This is a genomic window from Oerskovia paurometabola (assembly GCF_016907365.1).
GTDB lineage: Bacteria > Actinomycetota > Actinomycetes > Actinomycetales > Cellulomonadaceae > Oerskovia > Oerskovia paurometabola.
On sequence record NZ_JAFBBV010000001.1, the window covers coordinates 147,397 to 168,240 of the forward strand.

At 70.7% G+C, this 20,844-nt stretch carries 15 protein-coding genes; 12 read left to right on the plus strand and 3 right to left on the minus strand.

The window, feature by feature from the left end; genetic code table 11:
• The first annotated feature begins 302 nt into the window (after window positions 1–302).
• From JOD48_RS00690 to JOD48_RS00705, 4 genes are all read left to right on the plus strand, one after another.
• Complete coding sequence (locus JOD48_RS00690) at window positions 303–911, plus strand: PadR family transcriptional regulator (RefSeq protein ID WP_191791220.1); 609 nt, start codon at window positions 303–305, stop codon at window positions 909–911.
• 52 nt (window positions 912–963) lie between these two features.
• On the plus strand, window positions 964–2,055 hold the full coding sequence (locus JOD48_RS00695; protein ID WP_191791221.1) for an inositol-3-phosphate synthase: 1,092 nt from the start codon (window positions 964–966) through the stop codon (window positions 2,053–2,055).
• Between the two features lie 485 nt (window positions 2,056–2,540).
• The gene (locus tag JOD48_RS00700; protein WP_307823895.1) at window positions 2,541–3,878 is read left to right on the plus strand and encodes an MFS transporter; all 1,338 of its coding nucleotides are present in this window, start codon (window positions 2,541–2,543) and stop codon (window positions 3,876–3,878) included.
• Window positions 3,879–4,098: 220 nt separating this feature from the next.
• The gene (locus tag JOD48_RS00705) at window positions 4,099–5,634 is read left to right on the plus strand and encodes an MDR family MFS transporter (protein WP_191791222.1); all 1,536 of its coding nucleotides are present in this window, start codon (window positions 4,099–4,101) and stop codon (window positions 5,632–5,634) included.
• An 80-nt stretch (window positions 5,635–5,714) separates the two neighbouring features.
• On the opposite strand, the gene JOD48_RS00710 is transcribed toward JOD48_RS00705, so the two are convergent.
• Window positions 5,715–7,193 carry a CCA tRNA nucleotidyltransferase gene (locus JOD48_RS00710; protein WP_425564154.1) on the minus strand — a complete coding sequence of 493 codons (1,479 nt, stop codon included), beginning with the start codon at window positions 7,191–7,193 and terminating at the stop codon, window positions 5,715–5,717.
• A 123-nt stretch (window positions 7,194–7,316) separates the two neighbouring features.
• On the opposite strand from JOD48_RS00710, the gene JOD48_RS00715 reads away from it, so the two are divergent.
• The 8 genes from JOD48_RS00715 (at window position 7,317) to JOD48_RS00750 (ending at window position 18,308) form a co-directional block, all read left to right on the plus strand.
• Window positions 7,317–7,976 carry an NUDIX hydrolase gene (locus JOD48_RS00715; protein WP_191791224.1) on the plus strand — a complete coding sequence of 220 codons (660 nt, stop codon included), beginning with the start codon at window positions 7,317–7,319 and terminating at the stop codon, window positions 7,974–7,976.
• On the plus strand, window positions 7,973–10,285 hold the full coding sequence (locus JOD48_RS00720; RefSeq protein WP_204806732.1) for a DUF6049 family protein: 2,313 nt from the start codon (window positions 7,973–7,975) through the stop codon (window positions 10,283–10,285). Before JOD48_RS00715 ends, JOD48_RS00720 begins: the two co-directional genes overlap by 4 nt.
• Before the next feature lie 56 nt (window positions 10,286–10,341).
• Window positions 10,342–12,123: a murein biosynthesis integral membrane protein MurJ gene (murJ, locus tag JOD48_RS00725; RefSeq protein WP_204806735.1), complete on the plus strand. Its 1,782-nt coding sequence runs from the start codon at window positions 10,342–10,344 to the stop codon at window positions 12,121–12,123.
• A gap of 59 nt (window positions 12,124–12,182) precedes the next feature.
• Entirely contained in the window at window positions 12,183–14,123 is a 1,941-nt protein-coding gene (locus JOD48_RS00730) for a protein kinase family protein (RefSeq protein WP_204806737.1), read from the plus strand.
• 142 nt (window positions 14,124–14,265) lie between these two features.
• Complete coding sequence (trxB, locus tag JOD48_RS00735; RefSeq protein WP_191791228.1) at window positions 14,266–15,312, plus strand: thioredoxin-disulfide reductase; 1,047 nt, start codon at window positions 14,266–14,268, stop codon at window positions 15,310–15,312.
• Window positions 15,309–15,635 (plus strand): thioredoxin, encoded by a 327-nt coding sequence (gene trxA, locus JOD48_RS00740; protein ID WP_204806740.1) that lies wholly within the window; start codon window positions 15,309–15,311, stop codon window positions 15,633–15,635. Before trxB ends, trxA begins: the two co-directional genes overlap by 4 nt.
• A gap of 226 nt (window positions 15,636–15,861) precedes the next feature.
• Window positions 15,862–17,193: an aminotransferase-like domain-containing protein gene (locus tag JOD48_RS00745; protein ID WP_204806742.1), complete on the plus strand. Its 1,332-nt coding sequence runs from the start codon at window positions 15,862–15,864 to the stop codon at window positions 17,191–17,193.
• A 17-nt stretch (window positions 17,194–17,210) separates the two neighbouring features.
• Complete coding sequence (locus JOD48_RS00750) at window positions 17,211–18,308, plus strand: D-alanine--D-alanine ligase family protein (protein ID WP_307823897.1); 1,098 nt, start codon at window positions 17,211–17,213, stop codon at window positions 18,306–18,308.
• Window positions 18,309–18,405: 97 nt separating this feature from the next.
• Here JOD48_RS00750 and JOD48_RS00755 read toward each other — a convergent pair whose 3' ends face one another.
• Both JOD48_RS00755 and JOD48_RS00760 read right to left on the minus strand, forming a co-directional pair.
• Window positions 18,406–19,665, minus strand: coding sequence for a ParB/RepB/Spo0J family partition protein (locus tag JOD48_RS00755; protein WP_204806744.1), 1,260 nt, complete (start codon window positions 19,663–19,665; stop codon window positions 18,406–18,408).
• A complete protein-coding gene (locus JOD48_RS00760; protein ID WP_191791261.1) occupies window positions 19,662–20,672 on the minus strand; it encodes a ParA family protein in 1,011 nt (336 codons plus the stop codon). The genes JOD48_RS00755 and JOD48_RS00760 overlap by 4 nt, the downstream gene beginning before the upstream one ends.
• Window positions 20,673–20,844 lie beyond the last annotated feature (172 nt).

The following is a 20,844-nucleotide window of genomic DNA, read 5'->3' on the forward strand; positions in this document are numbered from 1 at the left end:
CCAAGGAGAGGACGACGGGGGACGCGGGACATGCATCGGACCACCCTGAACAATAGGCCGTCACCCCGTGAGGACAAGGGCCTCGCCAGCACGAATCGCATTGTTTCGCCACAGCCACGCGGCAGTTCCGCCAGTCCTTCACATCTGGCCGGACGCACCGGTCACACACACCTCTATGCACCGACGCATTGCGCAGCGGTCCGATTGCACCTAGCCTGTCGATGTATCGACTCGATACATCGAGGAGATGACGCAGCCCGATCCGCCCTCCGCGGTGACAGCCTGACCGAGGAGGAGGTGCCATGGCACGCAGCCGTTCCGACGTGCTGGAGACCGCCATCCTCGGCCTCCTGAACGAGTCTCCGCTGCACGGGTACGAGCTCCGCAAGCGGCTCAACCTGCTGCTCGGTTCGTTCCGCGCCTTCTCCTACGGTTCCCTCTACCCGGCGCTCAAGGCGATGGTCGCGCACGGCCACATCGTCGGCACCGAGTCACCCACCACCCCTCCCCACGCGCTGTCCGGCAAGCGGGCACGCATCGTGTACCAGCTCACGGCCGAGGGCAAGGAGCGTCTCCAGACGGTCCTCGCGACCTCGGGTCCGGCAGCCTGGGAGGACGAGAGCTTCGACGTCCGGTTCGCGTTCTTCGCGCAGACCGACGCCGAGACCCGTCTCCGCATCCTCGAGGGTCGGCGCAGCCGGCTCACCGAGAGGTTGGAGTCGGTCAAGGAGTCCGCCGCCCGCACTCGCGAGCGCCTGGACGAATACACCCTTGAGCTGCAGCGTCACGGCCTGGAACAGGTCGAACGTGAGGTTCGCTGGCTCGACGGACTGATCACGACCGAGCGCGACCGTCGTCGCACCCGGCCGTCGAGCGGCCCCGAGAACCGTCACGGGCAAGACAACCACTAACTACGAAGCCGTCGGCGCGCAGCGCCCCCGGCACTGACAGCAAGGAGCGAGGATGTCCTCCATCCGCGTCGCCATCGTTGGCGTCGGAAACTGCGCATCTTCCCTGGTCCAGGGCGTGCACTACTACCGCGACGCTGACCCGAGCAGCACCGTGCCCGGACTGATGCACGTGCAGTTCGGTGACTACCACGTGTCCGACCTGGAGTTCGTCGCCGCTTTCGACGTCGACGCCAAGAAGGTCGGCTTCGACCTCTCGGAGGCCATCAACGCCTCGGAGAACAACACCATCAAGATCGCCGACGTGCCGCCGCTGGGCGTCACCGTCCAGCGTGGTGTGACGAACGACGGCCTCGGCAAGTACTACCGCGAGACCATCGAGGAGTCGGACGCCGAGCCGGTCGACATCGTCGCCGCGCTCAAGGAGTCGGGCGCTGACGTGCTCGTCTGCTACCTGCCGGTCGGTTCGGAGATCGCCGCGAAGTACTACGCGCAGTGCGCGATCGACGCGGGTGTCGCGTTCGTCAACGCCCTGCCGGTCTTCATCGCCTCCGACCCCGAGTGGGCCGCGAAGTTCGAGGCCGCCGGTGTCCCGATCGTCGGCGACGACATCAAGTCGCAGGTCGGCGCGACCATCACGCACCGCGTGCTCGCGAAGCTCTTCGAGGACCGCGGCGTCGTGCTGGACCGCACGTACCAGCTGAACGTCGGCGGCAACATGGACTTCAAGAACATGCTCGAGCGCACGCGCCTCGAGTCCAAGAAGATCTCGAAGACGCAGGCCGTGACGTCGAACCTCGAAGGTCCCCTCGGTGGCAAGACCGAGGACCGCAACGTCCACATCGGCCCGTCGGACTACGTCGCGTGGCTCGACGACCGCAAGTGGGCGTACGTCCGCCTCGAGGGCCGCGCGTTCGGCGAGGTGCCCCTGAACCTGGAGTACAAGCTCGAGGTCTGGGACTCCCCCAACTCGGCCGGCATCATCATCGACGCCGTGCGCGCCGCGAAGATCGCCAAGGACCGCGGCGTCGGTGGCCCGATCCTCTCGGCCTCGACGTACTTCATGAAGTCCCCGCCGGTCCAGATGGAGGACACGAAGGGCCGTGCGGCTCTGGAGGCCTTCATCTCCGGCGAGAACGAGCGCTGATCCGAAGCGAGCTCGCGAGTGCAGGACCAGCGCGACCGTAAGTACCTGCGCTGATCCGTAGCGAGCTCGCGAGCGCAGGACCAGCGCGACCGTAAGTACCTGCGCTGATCCGTAGCGAGCTCGCGAGCGCAGGACCAGCGCGACGGTAGTGGCGTGCGCTGACCTGACGGCTCATGAGGAGGGCCCGGGACCTGAAGGTCCCGGGCCCTCTTCGCATGCCCGACGGCCTCGCCCCCTGGACACCGGCCGGCCCCGGCGGGCGGGGGCCCGGGACGAGATGGGTGCTTCCGCACGAGACGGGTCGCGCGGACCGTGGCCCAGAGACCCGTCTCGGACCCAACCACCCGTCTCGCCGACAGGACCGGCCCCGCCACCTCCTGCCCACCCCACCCCGGCACACCGGCACGCCCCCCGATCCGGGGCGCGTGCCGCCGTCGGGCCGTCCTGGGGCGGGGATCGCTCTCACCACCGCATACCCTGAACCGGTGGGTGTGATCTCGGAACTCGGTGTCCTGCTTCGGCTGCGCGACTTCAGGAAGCTCTTCGCGGTCCGGCTGGTCAGCCAGGCGGGCGACGGGATGTTCCAGGTCGGGCTGGCGTCGCTCCTCTTCTTCTCCCCGGAGTCCCAGGGGACGGCGGCCTCGATCGCCGCGGCGTTCGCGGTGATGCTGGCCCCGTTCACGATCGTGGGTCCGTTCGCGGGGGTCTTCCTGGACCGTTGGAGCCGCCGCCAGGTCCTGGTGTGGGGCAACGCGGTGCGCGTGGTCCTGACGGCCGCGACCGCGGTGCTCATGCTGACCACGGGGGTGACGCCGTGGATCTACGTGCTGGCGCTCGCGACGCTCTCGGTCAACCGCTTCCTGCTCGCGGGCCTGTCCGCGGGGCTGCCGCGCGTGGTCGACGGCCCGCTGCTGCTGACGGCCAACTCGCTGACCCCCACGCTGGGCGCCGCGGCGGCGTTCGTGGGCGGTGGCATCGGCTTCCTGCTGAGCCTGACGTTCGAGCCGGGGCGCCAGAAGGACTCGGTCGCGCTCGTGTGCGCGGCCCTCGTGTTCGGGGCGGCGTCGTTGCTGGCGCTGCGCATGTCGCGCGGGCTGCTGGGGCCGGACCGGCCCGCGGAGGCGGCGATCACGACGGAGATCGCGAAGGTCGCGCGCGGCCTCGCGGACGGCGCCCGCTATCTCGTCGCGCGCCGCACGCCGGGCCAGGCCCTCGTGGTCATGGCGACGCACCGGTTCCTGTACGGGGTCACGTTCATCGCGTCGATCCTCATCTCGCGCAACCTGCTCTCCGACCCGGGCAACACGAACGCGGGCCTGGCGACGTTCGCGACGGTCGTGGGCCTCACGGGGGTCGGTGGCGCGCTCGCCGTCGTACTGACCCCGACGTTGTCGCGGTACACGGGTCCGCACCTGTGGATCGCGCTCATGCTGGGTCTGGCCGCGATGAGCCAGCTCCTGCTGGCCACGACGCCGTCGCGCACGGTCGTGTTCGCGGGCGCCCTGCTGCTGGGTCTTGCGGCGCAGGCGACGAAGATCGCGGTGGACACGATCGTGCAGCGCGACACGGCCGACGCCTTCCGCGGGAGGGCCTTCGCGTTCTACGACGTCCTGTACAACGCGGCGTTCGTGGGCGCGGCGGCCCTCGCGGCGTTCACGCTGCCGGACACGGGGTACTCGCGCCCGGTCTTCGTGGTCCTCGCGGTCGCGTACGCGGGGGCTGCGCTGGTCTTCGGCCGCTTCGGGGCGCGTCACGCGGCGGGGCCCGACGGCGACGCTCCCCTTCCCGAGGCGGCTCCGGACGGACGCCCCGCGGCGGGGTGAGGTAGCCCACCCGCTCGTCCTCCGCGCGGCCCCGGTGCCGCGGCGACCCGCCGTCGTGGCGCCGATGAGTCCTGCCCGGAAAAGGAGTCGTCAGGACCGGGGGAATATCCGAGGATGGTTCAGCGTAGTTCTCGTAGGGCGTACGACATCCGGATGGACGCTCCCCCACCTCGCTGCGCACTTCCCCGTCGCGCGTGCGCACCGACCCCACAGGAGAGCCATGCAGGTACCGCAGAGCACCGCCCCGTCCTTACCCGTCTCGGAGAAGCTGTCACGGGAGAACTTCCTCGTGATCGCGCTCCTCCTCGTCTCTGCGTCGGTCGTCATCCTCAACGAGACGACCATGGGCGTCGCGCTGCCTCACCTCATGGAGGAGATGGACATCACGGCGTCGACCGGCCAGTGGCTGACCACGGCCTTCATGCTCACGATGGCGGTCGTCATCCCGGCGACGGGCTTCCTGCTCCAGCGTCTCGGGACGCGCGGGGCGTTCCTGCTCGCGATGTCGCTGTTCAGCGCGGGCACGGCCCTGGCCGCGTTCGCGCCGGGCTTCGGCTGGCTCCTCGGGGCCCGCGTCGTGCAGGCGTCGGGCACGGCGATCATGATGCCGCTGCTCATGACGACGATCATGACGCTCGTCCCGCCGTCGGCCCGTGGCCGGATCATGGGCAACGTCGCGATCGTCATGGCCGCGGCGCCGGCCCTCGGCCCCACGCTGTCCGGCCTGGTCCTGGAGACCCTGTCCTGGCGCTGGATCTTCGGCCTCGTGCTGCCGATCGCCCTCGTCGCCCTCGTGTTCGGCGCGAAGTACGTCAAGGACTCGGCCGACCGTACGCACACGCGCCTCGACCCGCTGTCGCTGTTCCTCGCCGTCCTGGCGTTCGGCGGCCTGGTCTTCGGGCTGTCCAACCTGGGTGAGGCCGCGCGCGCCACGCCGGCCGTGCCCGTGTGGATCCCGCTCGTCGTCGGGCCCGTGTTCCTCGTGCTGTTCGTCGCGCGCCAGCTCGTGCTGCAGCGCCGCGACGCGGCGCTGCTCGACCTGCGCGTGTTCTCCTCGCGCGGATTCACGGTCTCGCTCGGCATCATGTCGGTCGCGATGATCGCGCTGTTCGGCTCGATCATCCTGCTGCCGCTGTACCTGCAGAGCTCGCTGGGTCTCGACCCGGTCTACACGGGTCTGATGATGCTGCCGGGCGGCCTGATCATGGGTCTGCTGGGCCCGACCGTCGGCCGCCTGTACGACCGCCTCGGCCCGCGCCCCCTGGTCCTGCCGGGGCTCAGCGCGGTCGCGGTCGCGCTCGCGGCGCTGACCACGGTCGGCGCGACGACGTCGCCGTGGTTCGTCCTGGGTGCGCACGTCGTGCTGAGCCTGGGCCTGGCCTTCGTGTTCACGCCGCTGTTCACGGGTGCGCTCTCGGCGCTCAAGCCGTCGCTGTACTCGCACGGCAGCGCCATGATCGGTACGGTGCAGCAGCTCGCGGGCGCGGCCGGGACGGCCCTGTTCATCGCCGTCATGACGTCGCACGAGGTCGCCAGGACCGCGGAGGGCGCGAGCCCGCAGGTCGCCCTCGCCGACGGAGTGTCCTCGGCGTTCGTCTGGGGTGCCGTGGTCATGCTCGTCGCGGTCGCGCTGTCGTTCCTGCTGCGCAGGCCGGCGGTCGTGGAGGCCCCGGCGATCCTGTCCGACGACGTCGCGCCCCTCGCGCAGGACGCTCCCGTCCTCGAGACGGCGGGCGAGGCGACCGAGCGCCGCTGACGGATCGACCGGTCCCGCAGGGGACCACGCACGAAGGGCGGGCGCCGTCGGTGCCCGCCCTTCGGCGTCTCGGCGTCACGTCACGCCTCGCGTGCGGCCCACCAGGTCAGCAGCTCCTCGCGGGCGGCGTCCTCACCGAGCGGCCCGCGGTCGAGACGCAGCTCCAGCAGGAACTTGTAGGCCTGTCCCACCTCCGGCCCCGGCGCGATGCCCAGGGTCGCCATGATCTGCTGCCCGTCGAGGTCCGGCCGGATCGAGGCCAGCTCCTCCTCCCCGCGCAGCCGCTCGATGCGCTGCTCGAGGTCCGTGTACGCGTCGGACAGGCGCTGGGCCTTGCGCTTGTTGCGGGTGGTCGAGTCCGCCCGCGTCAGGCGGTGCAGTCGCTCCAGGAGCGGTCCCGCGTCGGTCACGTAGCGGCGCACGGCGGAGTCGGTCCACTCCCCCTCCCCGTACCCGTGGAAGCGCAGGTGCAGCTCCACGAGCCGCGACACCTGCTTGACCGTTTCCTTGTCGAAGCGCAGCGCCTTGAGCCGCTTCGCCGTGAGCTTGGCGCCCACGACCTCGTGGTGGTGGAAGCTGACACCGCCGCCCGGCTCGAACCGCCGCGTGTCCGGCTTGCCGATGTCGTGCAGGAGAGACGCGAGACGCAGGACGAGGTCCGGACCCGGCACCGCGCCGTCGGGCCCGGTCTCCTGGGCGATCGCCTGCTCGAGCACGGTCAGCGAGTGCTGGTAGACGTCCTTGTGCCGGTGGTGCTCGTCGATCTCGAGACGCAGGGCAGGGAGCTCGGGCAGGACGTGGTCCGCCAGGCCGGTCTCGACGAGGACCTCGAGCCCCTTGCGCGGGTCGTCGGACAGGAGCAGCTTGGTCAGCTCGTCCCGCACCCGCTCGGCCGAGACGATCTCGATGCGCGACGCCATGTCGACGATCGCGGCACGCGTCGCAGGCTCGACCTCGAAGCCCAGCTGGGCCGCGAACCGCGCGGCCCGCATCATGCGCAGCGGGTCGTCGTCGAACGAGCGCTCCGGTGCGATCGGGGTGCGCAGGACGCCCGTCGCGAGGTCGGCGAGCCCGTCGTGCGGGTCGACGAACAGCATCTCCGGGACGCGCACCGCCATGGCGTTGACCGTGAAGTCGCGCCGCGACAGGTCGCCGACCAGGGTGTCGCCAAACGCGACGAGCGGCTTGCGCGACGCCGGGTCGTACTCGTCGGTCCGGTACGTGGTGACCTCGACGACCAGCTCGTCCACACCGCGCGGGGCACCCTTGGGCGCGAAGCGCTTGGCACCGATCGTGCCGAACTCCTTGCCGATGTCCCAGTGCGCGTCGCCCCAGGCCGCGAGCAGGGCCTGGGTCTGGTCCGGGTCGGCCGACGTGGCGAAGTCGAGGTCGTTGCTCGCGCGCCCCAGGAAGGCGTCACGGACCGGGCCGCCGACGAGCGCCAGCTCGTGGCCGGCCGCGCGGAACATCTCGCCCAGCTCGATCGCCGCGGGCGCCATCTCCGTCAGCACCGCCAGCGCACGCCGCAGGAGCTCGAGCTGTTCGGGCGTCGTCGGCACCCCGCGAGACCCCTCGACGGGCGGCGCGGCAGGCTCGGGGGCGGGAGAGTTCTGGGAAGGAGTCGGCACGACATCCAAGCGTGCCAGATCAAGCGCGGACTCCACACTCGGTAATGTTGGGTCATGTCCACCCCAGCGCACTCTCCGGACCATCGCGGTGTACCAGCGCCGCCCGGTGGTCACGCGCTGCGGAGAGACCCGGAGACCCACCGGGGTCCCGCCCCGTCCGCCAGCCCACCCGCTCCGCTGCCCGTCGTCGAGGAGATCTCCGCAGGTGGGCTGGTCGTCGACACGTTCGAGGGCCTGTTCCGGGCCGCGGTCATCGCGCGGCGCAACCGCGGCGGTCGGCTCGAGTGGTGCCTGCCGAAGGGCCACCTCGAGGGCGCGGAGACGCCCGAGGAGGCCGCCGTCCGGGAGATCGCCGAGGAGACGGGGATCACGGGGGCCGTCCAGACCCCGCTCGGGATCATCGACTACTGGTTCACCGGTGAGGACCGTCGGGTGCACAAGGTCGTCCACCACTTCCTGCTGCGGGCGACCGGCGGGCACCTCACGGTCGAGGGCGACCCCGACGGCGAGGCCGAGGACGTCGCCTGGGTCCCGTTCGAGGACCTGCCCGACCGCCTGTCCTATCCCAACGAGCGCCGCCTCGCCGCGGTTGCGCACGACGTCCTGCGAGGGCGACGCACGAGCGCCCACTTCCGGGGTACCGTGACTCGCACCGTCGTCCGTACCAGCCGGCCGGCACCCGACGACCCACGGAACCCGACCGACCACCCATGAGCTTTCACTTCTCCGGTGGCGCGCCCCGCGCCTCGACGCACGGTCCGGCAGCGAACGGCCCCCGCCGGACCGACGGCCGCACCGCCCTCGGCACGACGCCACCCGCCCCGAGCCGACGGTCGGCCCGCTCTCACGTGCGAGCCTTCCTCGCGCCGTTGCTCGCCCTAGGGCTCGCCGTGCTGCCCTCGGCCGCCCTCGCGGCAACGCCTGCCGAGGTCGTGACGGGGGCCCGGGCCACGTCGGTCGAGGCGAGCACCCTCGCCACCGACACGGACCCCACGGCGGCCCCGGTCGACGAGGCAGACGAGGGAACGGTCACGACGACGCTCGTGTCGATGTCGCCGACCACGGTGCAGCCCGGCGACACCCTCACGATCGTCGTGCGGATCCACAACGGCACCGAGGACGGGCTCAAGGCTCCCCGTGCCACGCTCGGCGTCAGCTGGCGGCCCGTCGGCACCCGGTCCGCCCTCGAGGCCTGGGCCGACGCCCCCGTCTCCCAGCAGCCGGCCGGACGCATGACCACCGAGGACGTCGACCCGCTCGCACCGGGCGAGGACGCCACGGTCACGTTCGAGGTGGCCGCCGACGACCTCAACCTGGAGCCGGGCTCGACGTGGGGGCCTCGGCCCCTCTCCGTCATGGTCGAGGACGGCGGCGAGCGGCTCGACGTCCTGCGCACCTTCTTCCTCTGGGGCGACTCGCAGGCACCCGTCCCGGTCCGGGTCAGCATGATCGCCCCGGTCACCGGCCCCGCTCTCTCCCTGACGAGCACGACCGGGACCGCCACGTCGAGCGTCGACGTCCGCGCCGTGGACGAGGCTCTGGGAGCCGACCGACGGCTGGGCAGGCTCCTGTCCGCCACGGCCCAGGTCCCCGAGATCGCGTGGGCGCTCGACCCCTCGCTCCTGGCGGCCGCCGAGACGTCGCCGGACACCGACTCGCAGGCATGGGCTGCGGCGGTGCGCGACGGTGCCGCCAGCCGCACGGTCTTCGGCCTGCGACCCTACGACCCGGACCCCGCCGCCTATGCGCGGGTCGGCGCGCTCCTGCCCGCCACCACGACCCCGCTGCCGGGGGGCGCGACTCCTGATACCGCGTGGCGGACCGACCTCGTCTACCCGGCCGACGACGTCCCCGACGTACAGACGGTCCGCACGGCGGTCCAGTCCGGGTCCCCCCTGGTGGTCGTCCGGGGCGACGGGCTCGCCCCCGAGAGCTCGGTGAACTACACCCCGAACGGCCTGGCCACCGTCCCGACCGACGCAGGCCCCGCGACCGCGCTGGTCGCCGACGCCGCCCTCACCCAGGACGTCGAGGACGCGACCCGTGCCGGGCGCGACGCCGACGACCCGTCCACGGCCGACGCGACACAACGGCTCCTCGCCGACCTGGCGGTGGCAGCCTCCGAGCGACCGACCGAGGCTCGACACGTGCTCGTCGCCCTCCCGCGCTCGTGGGACCCGGACCCTCACGCCCTCACGTCCGTCCTCGATGCCCTGGCAGAGGCGACCTGGGTCGACGTCGCCCCGGTCGACGACCTCCTCGGCTCGGCGGTCCCAGACGTCGCGCGCTCCCCGCTGCCCGAGTCCTCGGTGAGCGAGGGAACGCTGCCGGTCTCCCAGATGAACGAGCTCCAGCGCGCCCGGACCCAGACGGCGGACTTCGCCACGATCACCGCCGATCCCGCGGCCATCGCCCAGGAAGCGGAGCCCGCCCTCGTCGTACCCACCGCGGTCGCCTACCGGTCGCTTCCCGACGACCGGACCGTCGCGGTGGACACCGCGGTGAAGGATGCGGCACTGATCCGGTCCGCCGTGTCGATCGTCCCCCGCGAGCTGGACGTCACCCTGATCAACACGTCGGGCAAGATCCCCGTCTGGGTGCGCAACACGCTCGACCAGCCGGTCACGATCCAGGTGGCGCTCCGTCCCGACAGCGGTCTCCTGAAGGTCGTCTCCTTCCCGGTCGGGCCCGTCCCGGCAGGCGCCGAGGTCGCCTTCAAGGTTCCCGTCCAGGCCATCGGCAGCGGTGACGTCGAGGTCGAGGTCGAGCTTCTCGCGGTTCCTTCCGGCGCCGTCGTCTCGCCCTCCTCGGCGTTCGTCGTCCAGGTGCGCGCCGAGTGGGAGAACACGGGGACCGCGATCTTCGCCGGGCTCGTCGCGCTCCTCATGATCGGCGGCATCTGGCGCACCATCCGACGCGGCCGGTCGCCGCGCCGCGTCGCCGAGATGACGCCCGCGGCGGGTGTGCCGGGAGCCCACGGGGCGGCGGCGCCGTCGGGCCGCTCGACAGGGCACGACGAGTGAAGCACCTCCGACCTACCGGGACCACGCGGGCAGGACGCCCCCGTCCCGACGCCGCCATGGCCCCCGTCGAACCCGCTGACGAGACCGAGACGCCGACCGGCGAGCCCGCCGTGGCCACCACCCCGAAGAGCAGCCTCGGCCGCAGCTCGGCGCTCATGGCCTCGGGCACCGCGGTCTCCCGCGTCCTCGGACTCGTTCGCAACGTCCTCCTCGTCACCGCGATCGGCACCACCGGCCTCGCGGCCGACGCGTTCGACGTCGCCAACAAGATCCCCAACGTCCTGTTCGCGATCCTCGCGGGAGGCGTGCTCAACGCCGTCCTCGTCCCGCAGATCGTCCGTGCCTACCGTTCCAAGAACCCCCAGGAGCGTCTCGACAAGCTCCTGACCCTGTCCGGGGTGCTGCTCCTCGGGCTCAGCCTGATCCTCACCGCGGGTGCCGCGGTGATCGTGACCCTCTACACCGACGGCTGGGGCTCCGCGCAGTTCTCGCTCGCCGTCGCGTTCGCGTTCTGGTGCACCCCGCAGCTCTTCTTCTACGGTCTGTACACGCTCCTCGGGCAGGTCCTCAACGCGCGTGGCCAGTTCGGCCCGTTCATGTGGGCCCCCGTCGTCAACAACATCGTCTCGATCGTCGGGTTCGGTGCCTTCATCGCGATCTACGGGCCGTACGCCACGGGCGCGGCCGACGACCTCGGCACCTGGGACGGCACCAAGATCGCCGTCCTCGCCGGGACCGCGACCCTCGGGGTCGCGTCGCAGGCCCTCATCCTCCTCGTGCCCCTGTGGCGCGCGGGGTTCCGCTGGCACTTCCGGCTCGGGATGCGCGGCATCGGGCTGCGCTCCGCCGGACAGGTCGCGATCTGGACGTTCGGCGCGGTCATGCTCGAGCAGATCGGCGTCCTGTTCACGACCCAGTTCGCCTCGAGCGCACCTGCGGCCGCGCTGCGCGAGACCTTCGGTGCCTACGACGGCGACCCCCTGACGAACGGCGTCGTGACCGGCGTGGTCACGGGCGCCCCCGAGGCCTTCGCCGTCGCGGGCAACGCCGCCTACACGCAGGCGCTCATGATCTACCTGTTGCCGCACTCGCTCGTGACGGTCTCGATCGCGACGGCCCTGTTCACCGGGATGAGCGCCGCCGCGGGCGCGGGCGACTTCGCACGGGTGCGGCACGACCTCTCGCGCGGGGTGCGGACCGTGGGTGTGTTCACGGTGTTCGCCACGGCCGTCTTCGCGATCCTCGCCCTGCCGATCACCAAGCTCCTGCTCATCAACGTCACGCCGTCGAGCGCCGTGGCGGTCAGTCAGATCCTCGTCGCCATGGCCTTCGGCCTCGTGCCGCTGGGTGGGATGGTCCTCATGAAGTGGGTGTACTACGCCTACGAGGACGGCAAGACGGTCTTCTGGATCCAGGTGCCGGCGACGATCGCGCTCGTCGGGGTCGCCTGGCTCGCGACCCGCACGCTCGACCCCGTGTGGTGGGTCGTCGGGGTCGGGGCGGCGATGTCGCTGTCCAACGTCGTCGCCGTCCTGCTGCGGACCGCGGGACTTCGACGCAAGCTCCATGGTCTCGACGCCTTCCGGATCGTGCGGATGCACGTCAAGACCGCCCTCGCGGCCGGGGTCAGCGCCGGGATCGGCTGGGGGGTCCTCCAGCTCTTCGGAGACCTCTACGGACTCTCGTGGCTGCGGGCTGCTGTGGTCACTACAGTCGTCGGGATCGTCATGACCGCCGTGTACATCGGCGGCCTCAAGGTCATGCGGGTCCGCGAGCTCGATCAGCTCGCCGACCCGTTGCTCCGCAAGCTCGGGCGGCGACGCCCGACCACGAGTTAGAGGACGCCCGTACCATGTGGGGGGAAGATGTCGACGGCAAGAAAGTTCGAGGTGGGCAGGTGACCGCAGCAGGACCCGGCACGACACTGGTGGGCCGCTACCTGCTGGGTGAACGGCTGGCGAGCGACCTGGTCGACGTCACCGCCTGGTCCGCGCACGACTCGGTCCTGAACCGTTCCGTGCGGGTCTCGCTGCTCGCCGGCGAGCACGTCGCAGAGGCCATCGACTCGGCCCGCCGGGCCGCGCTCGTCGCCGACCCGCGACTGACCCGGGTGCTCGACGTCGGGACCGACGACGGTGTCGCCTACGTCATCACCGAGCCGTTCGCCGGGATCACCCTGTCCGAGGTCGTGGCGGGCGGGATCGTCGACGCCCAGCAGGCGCGCGCCATCGTCGGCGAGGCTGCGGCCGCGCTCGAGGTCGCCCGCCGGCGCGGCGTCCACCACCTGGCACTACGACCGGAAGCCCTGCGGGTCGACGGGGACCGCGTCGTCGTGACGGGCCTCGGGCTCGACGCGGGCATCAGCGGACAGGACCAGCACGACGCCGACGAGACCTCACGAGCCGACACCCTCGGCCTCGTCGCGCTGCTGTACTACGCGATGACAGCGCGCTGGGCGGGACCCAGCCTCGACGTGCCCTGGATCAGTCCTGACTCGGTCCACCCGCTCCCCGCCCAGCGCGACGCGGCAGGAGTGCTCCCGTTGTCAACGCTCGTCCCTGGGGCACCGACGGACCTGTCGGACCTGTGCACCAAGGTCTTCGCCGACGCAGAGGCCTCGCCCACCCGGGCAGGCACAGACGGTGGCGGGTCGACGAACGACGACACCCAGGAGTTCGACAGCCTCGCAGCACCGCCCTCGTCGCCGGCCGACCTGGTGAGCGCCCTCGAGCCCTGGGGGGCGCTGTCCGTCGTCGCCGCTCTCCCGACGTTCGTCCAGCCGCCCGCCCCGACCGCGCCGAACCGGGTCAGCCGGCAGTCCATCCGGAGCGCGTTCGACGTCCCGCTCTCGACACCGCCAGGCACTCCGCCCCCCGCGGTCCCCTTCCACCGGCCCACGACCGGGCGGATCCACCGCGTGCCCCTCGCGGGCGCCTCCGCGCTCCCTGACGGTGCCAGCTACCCCGCGCCTACCTACGCCGACGCCCCCGTCGCCTACGCGGCATCGTCCGCCCCGACGACGGGCGCCTACCCGACCCAGGTCGCCTACCAGCAGCAGCCCCCGACGGGGTCTCACCCGACGGCCCCACCGCCCCCGCCGGTCGCCCCGGTCACGGCGCAGCCCACCGGGCAGGGTCCCGCCGTCGACCCCGCGACCGGACCGCGGACCGGTCCCTTCGCGACGACGAGCGCCAAGAAGACCAGCGTGAAGAGCACCTGGATCATCATGCCCGTCGTGCTCCTCCTGGTGATCGCCGCCGTCGTCTGGGGCGTGAAGTCCGGTCTCGGCGGTTTCGGCGCCGTCCTCACCCCGGGATCGGCTCAGGGTGGATCGTCCTCGACCGGCTCCCAGGCCCCCGAGACGGCCCCCGACGACGGCGAGGTGCCGGTGAACACCGAGCCCCTCCCGATCGCCGCAGGCGGTCTGCTGGACCCGGACGTCGCGAACCCGGACGACGTCGGCGAGAAGCCCGAGTCCGTGCCCCTCGCGGTCGACGGCGACCCGACGACGTTCTGGTACACCTACTCGTACAACACGGCGGCGTTCGGCGGCAACAAGACCAAGACGGGCTACACGTTCACGCTCGACGACGAAGCGACCGTCCAGCGCATCGTGCTCGACACGAACAACACGGGTGGCCGCGTCGAGGTCCGAGCCGTCACCGACGACGCGCCCACGGGTGGCGACGTCCTCGCATCGGGGACGTTCTCGGACACCGTCGAGCTCACGCTCGACCCCGCGACCGAAGGCAGCACGTTCGTCCTGTACATCACGGAGCTCCCGACGAACGGTGACGGCAAGTTCCGCGTCGAGCTCAACGAGATCACGGTCTACTGACGTCGTGGCCGCACCCTTCGGGGTGCTCAGCCACGACGTCGGTGTCGACCATCCATCGGCCCACCGACCGACGGTGCCCTCGGAACAGAACGACGCCGCTCGGCGTTGGACCCGGTGCACCACCCACCACTGAGGAGTACACGTGACGGAACAGACCCCCACGACCGCCCCGCGGAACGTCATCATCGTGGGTTCGGGCCCCGCCGGGTACACGGCCGCCGTGTACGCCGCGCGTGCGGGCCTCGAGCCCCTGGTCCTGGCGGGTTCGATCACCGCGGGTGGCGCTCTGATGAACACGACCGAGGTCGAGAACTTCCCTGGGTTCCCCGACGGCATCATGGGCCCCGAGCTCATGGACAACCTGCAGAAGCAGGCCGAGCGCTTCGGTGCGCAGGTCGAGTGGGACGACGCGATCGAGCTCCGGCTCGACGGCCCGGTCAAGACGGTCGTCACCGGGAACGGTGAGACCTACACGGCTCGTGCAGTGATCCTCGCGACCGGCTCGGCGTACCGCGAGCTGGGCCTGGAGGACGAGAAGCGACTCTCCGGCCGCGGCGTCTCCTGGTGCGCGACGTGCGACGGCTTCTTCTTCCGCGACCAGCACATCGTGGTCGTCGGCGGCGGAGACTCCGCCGTCGAGGAGGCCACCTTCCTGACCCGCTTCGCGTCGAAGGTCACGATGGTGCACCGTCGTGGCGAGCTCCGCGCCTCGAAGATCATGGCCGACCGGGCCAAGGCCGACCCCAAGATCGAGTTCGCCTGGAACAGCGAGGTCGTCGGGATCCACGGCGAGAACAAGGTCGAGTCGCTCACGCTGCGCGACACCCTCACGGGTGAGGAGCGTTCGATCGACGCGACCGGCCTGTTCGTCGCGATCGGGCACGACCCCCGCTCCGAGCTCGTCAAGGGGCAGATCGACCTGGACGACGACGGCTACATCCAGGTCGTCGGACGCACCACCGCGACCAACCTCGAGGGCGTGTTCGCGTGCGGCGACGCGGTCGACCACACGTACCGCCAGGCCATCACCGCGGCCGGCTCGGGCTGCTCTGCGGCGCTCGACGCCCAGCGCTACCTCACCGAGCTCGTCGACGCGATCGAGGACGCCGAGGGGCTCCCCGAGATCGCCGGCACGCCCGAGTCCCCCGCCCCCGACGAGCTGCCCCGCGCACTGGAGGAGATCCGATGAGCAACACCGTCAAGGTCACCGACGACACCTTCAAGTCCGAGGTCCTGGAGTCGAACATCCCCGTCATCGTGGACTTCTGGGCCACCTGGTGCGGGCCGTGCCTGCAGATCGCCCCGATCCTCGAGGAGCTGGCCGGCGAGTACGCCGGCAAGGTCAAGATCGCCAAGCTCGACTCCGACGAGAACCCCGCGATCACCGCGGCGTACGGCGTGATCTCGATCCCCACGCTCAACTTCTACTCCGGTGGTGAGCTCGTGAAGTCGATCGTGGGAGGACGGCCCAAGCGCATCCTCGCCGAGGAGATCGACGCACTCATCGCCTGACGCTCTCGCCCGCCGCGATCTGCGGGCATCGCCCCGGAGGGGCGGTCGGTCCACCGGACCGACCGCCCCTCCGGCGTCTGGGCTCGCCGCCGGAGGCATCTGGTCGGGACGGTCTGTCCGTCACCCGGGCCGGCCGGTGAAGGGCTGGCCCCACAGGCTCCCTGCCGTCGTCCGGTCAGCGGCCCCTTCACGGTTTCCACCGATCCGCCGTGGGAGACTGGGGAGCGTGAGCACGACACCGACGCACCCCGCTCAGCCTGCCGCCTCGGGCGGCACCCGCCTCGACCCGTGGTTCGGCGCCTACGCCGAGCGCGCCCACGGCATGCGAGCGTCGGAGATTCGCGCCCTCTTCGCGGTCGCGAATCGCCCCGAGGTCGTCTCGCTCGCGGGCGGCATGCCCTACCTCGAGGGACTTCCCCTCGACGTGATCGCGGATGCGATGCAGAAGCTCGTCGCGACGCGCGGCACCACAGCGCTGCAGTACGGCTCGGGCCAGGGCGACGAGTCGCTGCGCGAGAAGATCGTCGACGTCGTGCGCCTCGAGGGCATCGACTGCCACCCGGACGACGTCGTGGTCACCACGGGATCCCAGCAGGCTCTCGACCTCGTGACGCGCATCTTCATCGACCCGGGCGACGTCATCGTCGCTGAGGCACCCAGCTACGTGGGGGCCCTCGGCGTCTTCCGGTCCTACCAGGCCGACATCGTCCACGTCCCGCTCGACGAGCACGGTCTGATCCCCGAGGCCCTCGAGGAGACCCTCACCCGGCTGGCCGCCGAGGGTCGGCGCGTCAAGCTCCTCTACACCGTTCCCAACTTCCACAACCCTGCCGGCGTGACGCTCTCGGTCGAGCGGCGGCCCCGCATCCTCGAGATCGCCCAGCGGTTCGGGGTGCTCGTGATCGAGGACAACCCCTACGGTCTGCTCGGCTTCGACGGCGACCCGCTGCCCGCGATGCGCTCGCTCGACGACCAGGGGGTCCTCTACCTGGGCTCCTTCTCCAAGACGTTCGCTCCCGGCTACCGGGTCGGGTGGGTGGTCGCCCCGCACGCCGTCCGAGAGAAGCTCGTGCTCGCCAGCGAGTCGGCGATCCTGTGCCCCTCGAACGCCTCGCAGCTCGCGATCGCGACCTACCTCGACACCTGTGACTGGCAGGGCCAGATCAAGCAGTTCCGCGAGCTCTACCGGGAACGACGCGACGCCATGATCGGGGCCCTCTCGGAGCACCTCCCGTCTGCCTCCTGGAACGTCCCGAACGGCGGGTTCTACACCTGGGTCAAGCTTCCGGACGGGCTCGACGCGCGGTCCATGCTCCCCCGCGCGGTGACGGCCCGCGTCGCCTATGTCCCGGGGACGGCGTTCTATGCCGACGGGACGGGCGCGGACCACGTCCGTCTCTCCTACTGCTTCCCGACGCCGGAGCGTATCAGGGAGGGAGTCCGGCGGTTCGCCGGGGTCGTCTCTGCCGAGCGCGAGCTCGTGGACCTCTTCGGCACCTCCGGCGCCCAGGACCCGGACCTGTCCGACGTCGAGAACCCTGGCCCCAACCTCGCGTGAGCGCCACCCCTGCCCGCGTGAGAAACCTGCTGAACGTCGAGAGGACCAAGACCGTGGGTACCGCTGCGGAATCACAGACCGTCACCGAGGACGTCGCCGAGCTCGCGCCGGCCGATCACCCCGCCTCGCGGGACGGGGGCGCTTCGAAGAACGAACCGCGCCCTGTCGAACGAGTTGCCGTTCTCGCGGGGGGGCTGTCGCACGAGCGCGACGTCTCGCTCCGCTCGGGGCGCCGTGTCGCCGACGCCCTGCGTGGTGCAGGCCTCGAGGTGACGGTGCACGACGTCGATGCGTCCCTCCTCCCGTTCCTCGCCGAGGAGAAGCCCGACGTCGTCTGGCCGCTTCTGCACGGCGCGAGCGGGGAGGACGGCTCGATCCGCGACGTCCTCGAACTGCTCTCCCTCGACTACGTAGGGACCGGTCCCCGGGCATCGCGAGCCGCCTGGAACAAGCCCATCGCCAAGAACGTCGTGCTGGGCGCGGGCCTCTCGACCCCGGACTACGTGACTCTCCCCCAGAGCCTCTTCCGCGAGCTCGGCGCTCAGCCTGTGCTCGACGCCATCGTCGGTCGCCTGGGGCTCCCCCTCGTCGTGAAGCCGACCAGAGGGGGCTCCGCGCTGGGCGTCACGCTCGTCCGCCGTCCCGAGGACCTGCCTCGTGCGATGGTCGACTGCTTCTCCTACGGCGACATCGCCCTCATCGAGCGTGCCGTCGAAGGCACCGAGATCGCCGTGAGCGTCGTGGACGGTCCGGACGGCCCCGAGGCGCTCCCAGCAGTCGAGATCGTGACCGAGGGCACCTACGACTACGACGCCCGCTACAACCCGGGCCGCACCAGCTACTACGCCCCCGCCCGACTGGCTCCCGACGTCGCTGCGCGCGTCGAGGAGACGGCGGTCCGCGCCCACCTCGCTCTGGGCCTGCGTGACCTCTCGCGATCGGACCTCATCGTCGACGCCGACGGCGTTCCGCACTTCCTCGAGGTCAACGTCGCGCCCGGGATGACGGAGACCTCGTTGTTCCCGCAGGCAGTTCATGCTGCGGGGCGCGATCTAGGGGACCTCTACCGCGCGATCGTGACGCAGAGCGCGGTGCGTCAGGGTTCCCAGCGCTGACCGCTTCTTCCTCGACGAACGTCATCGGCCCCGATGAGCAGCTGCTCACCGGGGCCGATGTTTCACGTGGAACGTCGGGGGTCTGCCCGAGTGGCACCTACCGGCGCAGCAGGCCCGGATCCTGGGGTGCCATGAGGTCGAGGATCCTGTTGAGGTCCTCGACCGACGCGAACTCGACCGTCAGCCGGCCCTTGTTCTTCCCGAGGTCGACCTTGACGCGCGTCTCGAAGCGGTCCGAGAGTCGGGATGCCAGCTCGTCGATCGCCGCACTGCGCTGGCCCGGTCTCGGCGTGCGCTCCACAGGACGCTTCGCATCCAGTCCCCCGAGAGCGACGATCTCCTCCGTGGCTCGCACAGAGAGCCCTTCGGAGACGATGCGCTGAGCGAGGCGTTCGATCTCCGCACCATCCGTCAGACCGAGCAGCGCACGGGCGTGCCCGGCGGAGAGAACTCCGGCCGCCACTCGACGCTGGACCAGTGGCGGCAGACGCAGCAGGCGCAGCGTGTTGGAGATCTGCGACCTGCTCCGGGAGATGCGTGTACCCAGCTCCTCGTGCGTGCAGCCGAAGTCGTCGAGCAGCTGGCGGTATGCCGCAGCCTCCTCCAACGGGTTCAACGCACTACGGTGCAGGTTCTCGAGAAGCGCGTCGCGCAGGAGGTCAGCGTCGTCCGTCTCGCGAATGATCGCCGGAATGACGTCCAGGCCCGCTGCCTGGGTCGCTCGCCAACGCCGCTCGCCCATGATGAGCTCGTAGCCCCCGGGGTTCTCGGGGTCGCGGCGGACGACGACGGGCTGCAGGACGCCGATCTCCCTGATGGAGCCGACGAGCTCGTCGAGCTCGCCCTCGTCGAAGACGGTGCGTGGCTGACGAGAGTTCGCCCGGATCAGCCCCACGGGGAGTTCTGCGAACGTCGCCCCCGGCACCGGCACGAGGTCGGCCGGTGCCGGCTCGGTCGAAGCGTCCGTCGTCTCCGTCGTACGTGTTTCACGTGAAACGTCGGCCGGCGTGTCGTCAGCCTTGGTGGGCTCGCTGTCGCCTCCGGTCGCTTCGACCGACGAGGATGTCTCGGCCCGTGCCACCCCCTGCTCGGTGCTCGTGCTGGTGAGCGCGACGAGATCCACCTCGTCGACGCCCCCGAGCGAGGCCGGCGAGTCGGCATCCGTGCGCTCGATGGTCAGCACGGGAGCACCGGATTCCTCAGTCTCCCCTCCCCCGGAGTCCGGACTAGCGGGGGAGCTGGACTCCGCCACACGCGGCGCGGAGGGGAAGAAGACGTCCACCGGACGTTCACGCTCAGGACTGGTCGGAATCAATGCTCCGAGACCACGACCGAGCCCACGGCGCTTCTCACTCATCGTGCATCCTCCTGGTAGCTAGGCAGCACTGCCCATCGCTCGGCGAGGTAGTTCTGCCGTGAGACGTTGCGAGACGCTCCGTCGACGGTAGGGACAGGCAAGGGTTCAGGGCGGCCGCGATCCGCGACCTCGCGTGCAGCCTCAAGGTAGGCGAGAGCGCCCGTGGAGCTCGGGTCGTAGGTGATGACACTCTGACCGTGGCTGGGGGCCTCGGAGATCCTCACCGAGCGCGGGATAGACGTCTTGAGGGTCTGCTCGGGGAAGTGTTCACGCACCTCTGCGGCGACTTGCTGCGCGAGGTTGGTGCGACCGTCGTACATCGTGAGCAGGATCGTGGAGACGTGCAGCCGCGGGTTCAGGTGCGCCTTGATGAGCTCGATGGTCTTCAGGAGCTGGCTGAGCCCCTCGAGGGCGTAGTACTCGCACTGGATGGGGATCAGCACCTCGCGCCCGACCACGAAGGCATTCACGGTCAGCAGACCGAGACTCGGCGGGCAGTCGACGAGGACGTAGTCGATCGGCTCCAGGCCTTGGGCGACACGCTCCTCCAGGAAGTCGTCGACCGCCTTCCGCAGCCGTGTTTCACGTGAAACCAGCGAGACCAGCTCGATCTCCGCCCCCGACAGATCGATCGTCGCGGGCACGCACCACAACGTCGGAAGGTCTGGGCACTGCTGGACTGCTGAAGAAAGTGGCGCGCCATCGACCAGAACTTCGTAGACCGAAGGTGTACCCGCACGATGCTCGACCCCGAGAGCAGTGGATGCATTGCCCTGCGGGTCGTTGTCGATCACCAGCACGTTGAGCCCAGCCTGCGCCAGCCCGGCTGCCAGGTTGACGGTCGTCGTCGTCTTACCGACGCCGCCCTTCTGGTTGGCGATGGTGATGACCCGTGTCGAAGCCGGACGCGGGAAGCGTCGTCCGTGGAGATCGATCCGGCGACGGGCATCAATCGTGAGCTGCGCCGCGAGGGGGGTGTCGTCATCCATCTCGGGGAGGCTCGCCATCAGTTCCTCGCGCCGGCTCTCGTCGAACGCGGCGTCCGACGGGTAGCCCTCGGATGTTTCACGTGAAACGCTCGCGAGATACGTCATGTCCCGACTCTCGAACGGGATGTCCTGCTGCTGGTCGGAACTCTCAGTCACGCCCATCTCCCTCACTTGACCTACTCCAGCATGC

Coding starts and splice junctions, on each gene's coding strand:
- JOD48_RS00690 (WP_191791220.1), top strand. CDS start 303: ATGGCACGCAGCCGTTCCGACGTGCTGGAGACCGCCATCCTCGGCCTC.
- JOD48_RS00695 (WP_191791221.1), top strand. CDS start 964: ATGTCCTCCATCCGCGTCGCCATCGTTGGCGTCGGAAACTGCGCATCT.
- JOD48_RS00705 (WP_191791222.1), top strand. CDS start 4,099: ATGCAGGTACCGCAGAGCACCGCCCCGTCCTTACCCGTCTCGGAGAAG.
- JOD48_RS00715 (WP_191791224.1), top strand. CDS start 7,317: ATGTCCACCCCAGCGCACTCTCCGGACCATCGCGGTGTACCAGCGCCG.
- JOD48_RS00720 (WP_204806732.1), top strand. CDS start 7,973: ATGAGCTTTCACTTCTCCGGTGGCGCGCCCCGCGCCTCGACGCACGGT.
- murJ (WP_204806735.1), top strand. CDS start 10,342: ATGGCCCCCGTCGAACCCGCTGACGAGACCGAGACGCCGACCGGCGAG.
- trxA (WP_204806740.1), top strand. CDS start 15,309: ATGAGCAACACCGTCAAGGTCACCGACGACACCTTCAAGTCCGAGGTC.
- JOD48_RS00755 (WP_204806744.1), bottom strand. CDS start 19,665: ATGAGTGAGAAGCGCCGTGGGCTCGGTCGTGGTCTCGGAGCATTGATT.
- JOD48_RS00760 (WP_191791261.1), bottom strand. CDS start 20,672: ATGGCGAGCCTCCCCGAGATGGATGACGACACCCCCCTCGCGGCGCAG.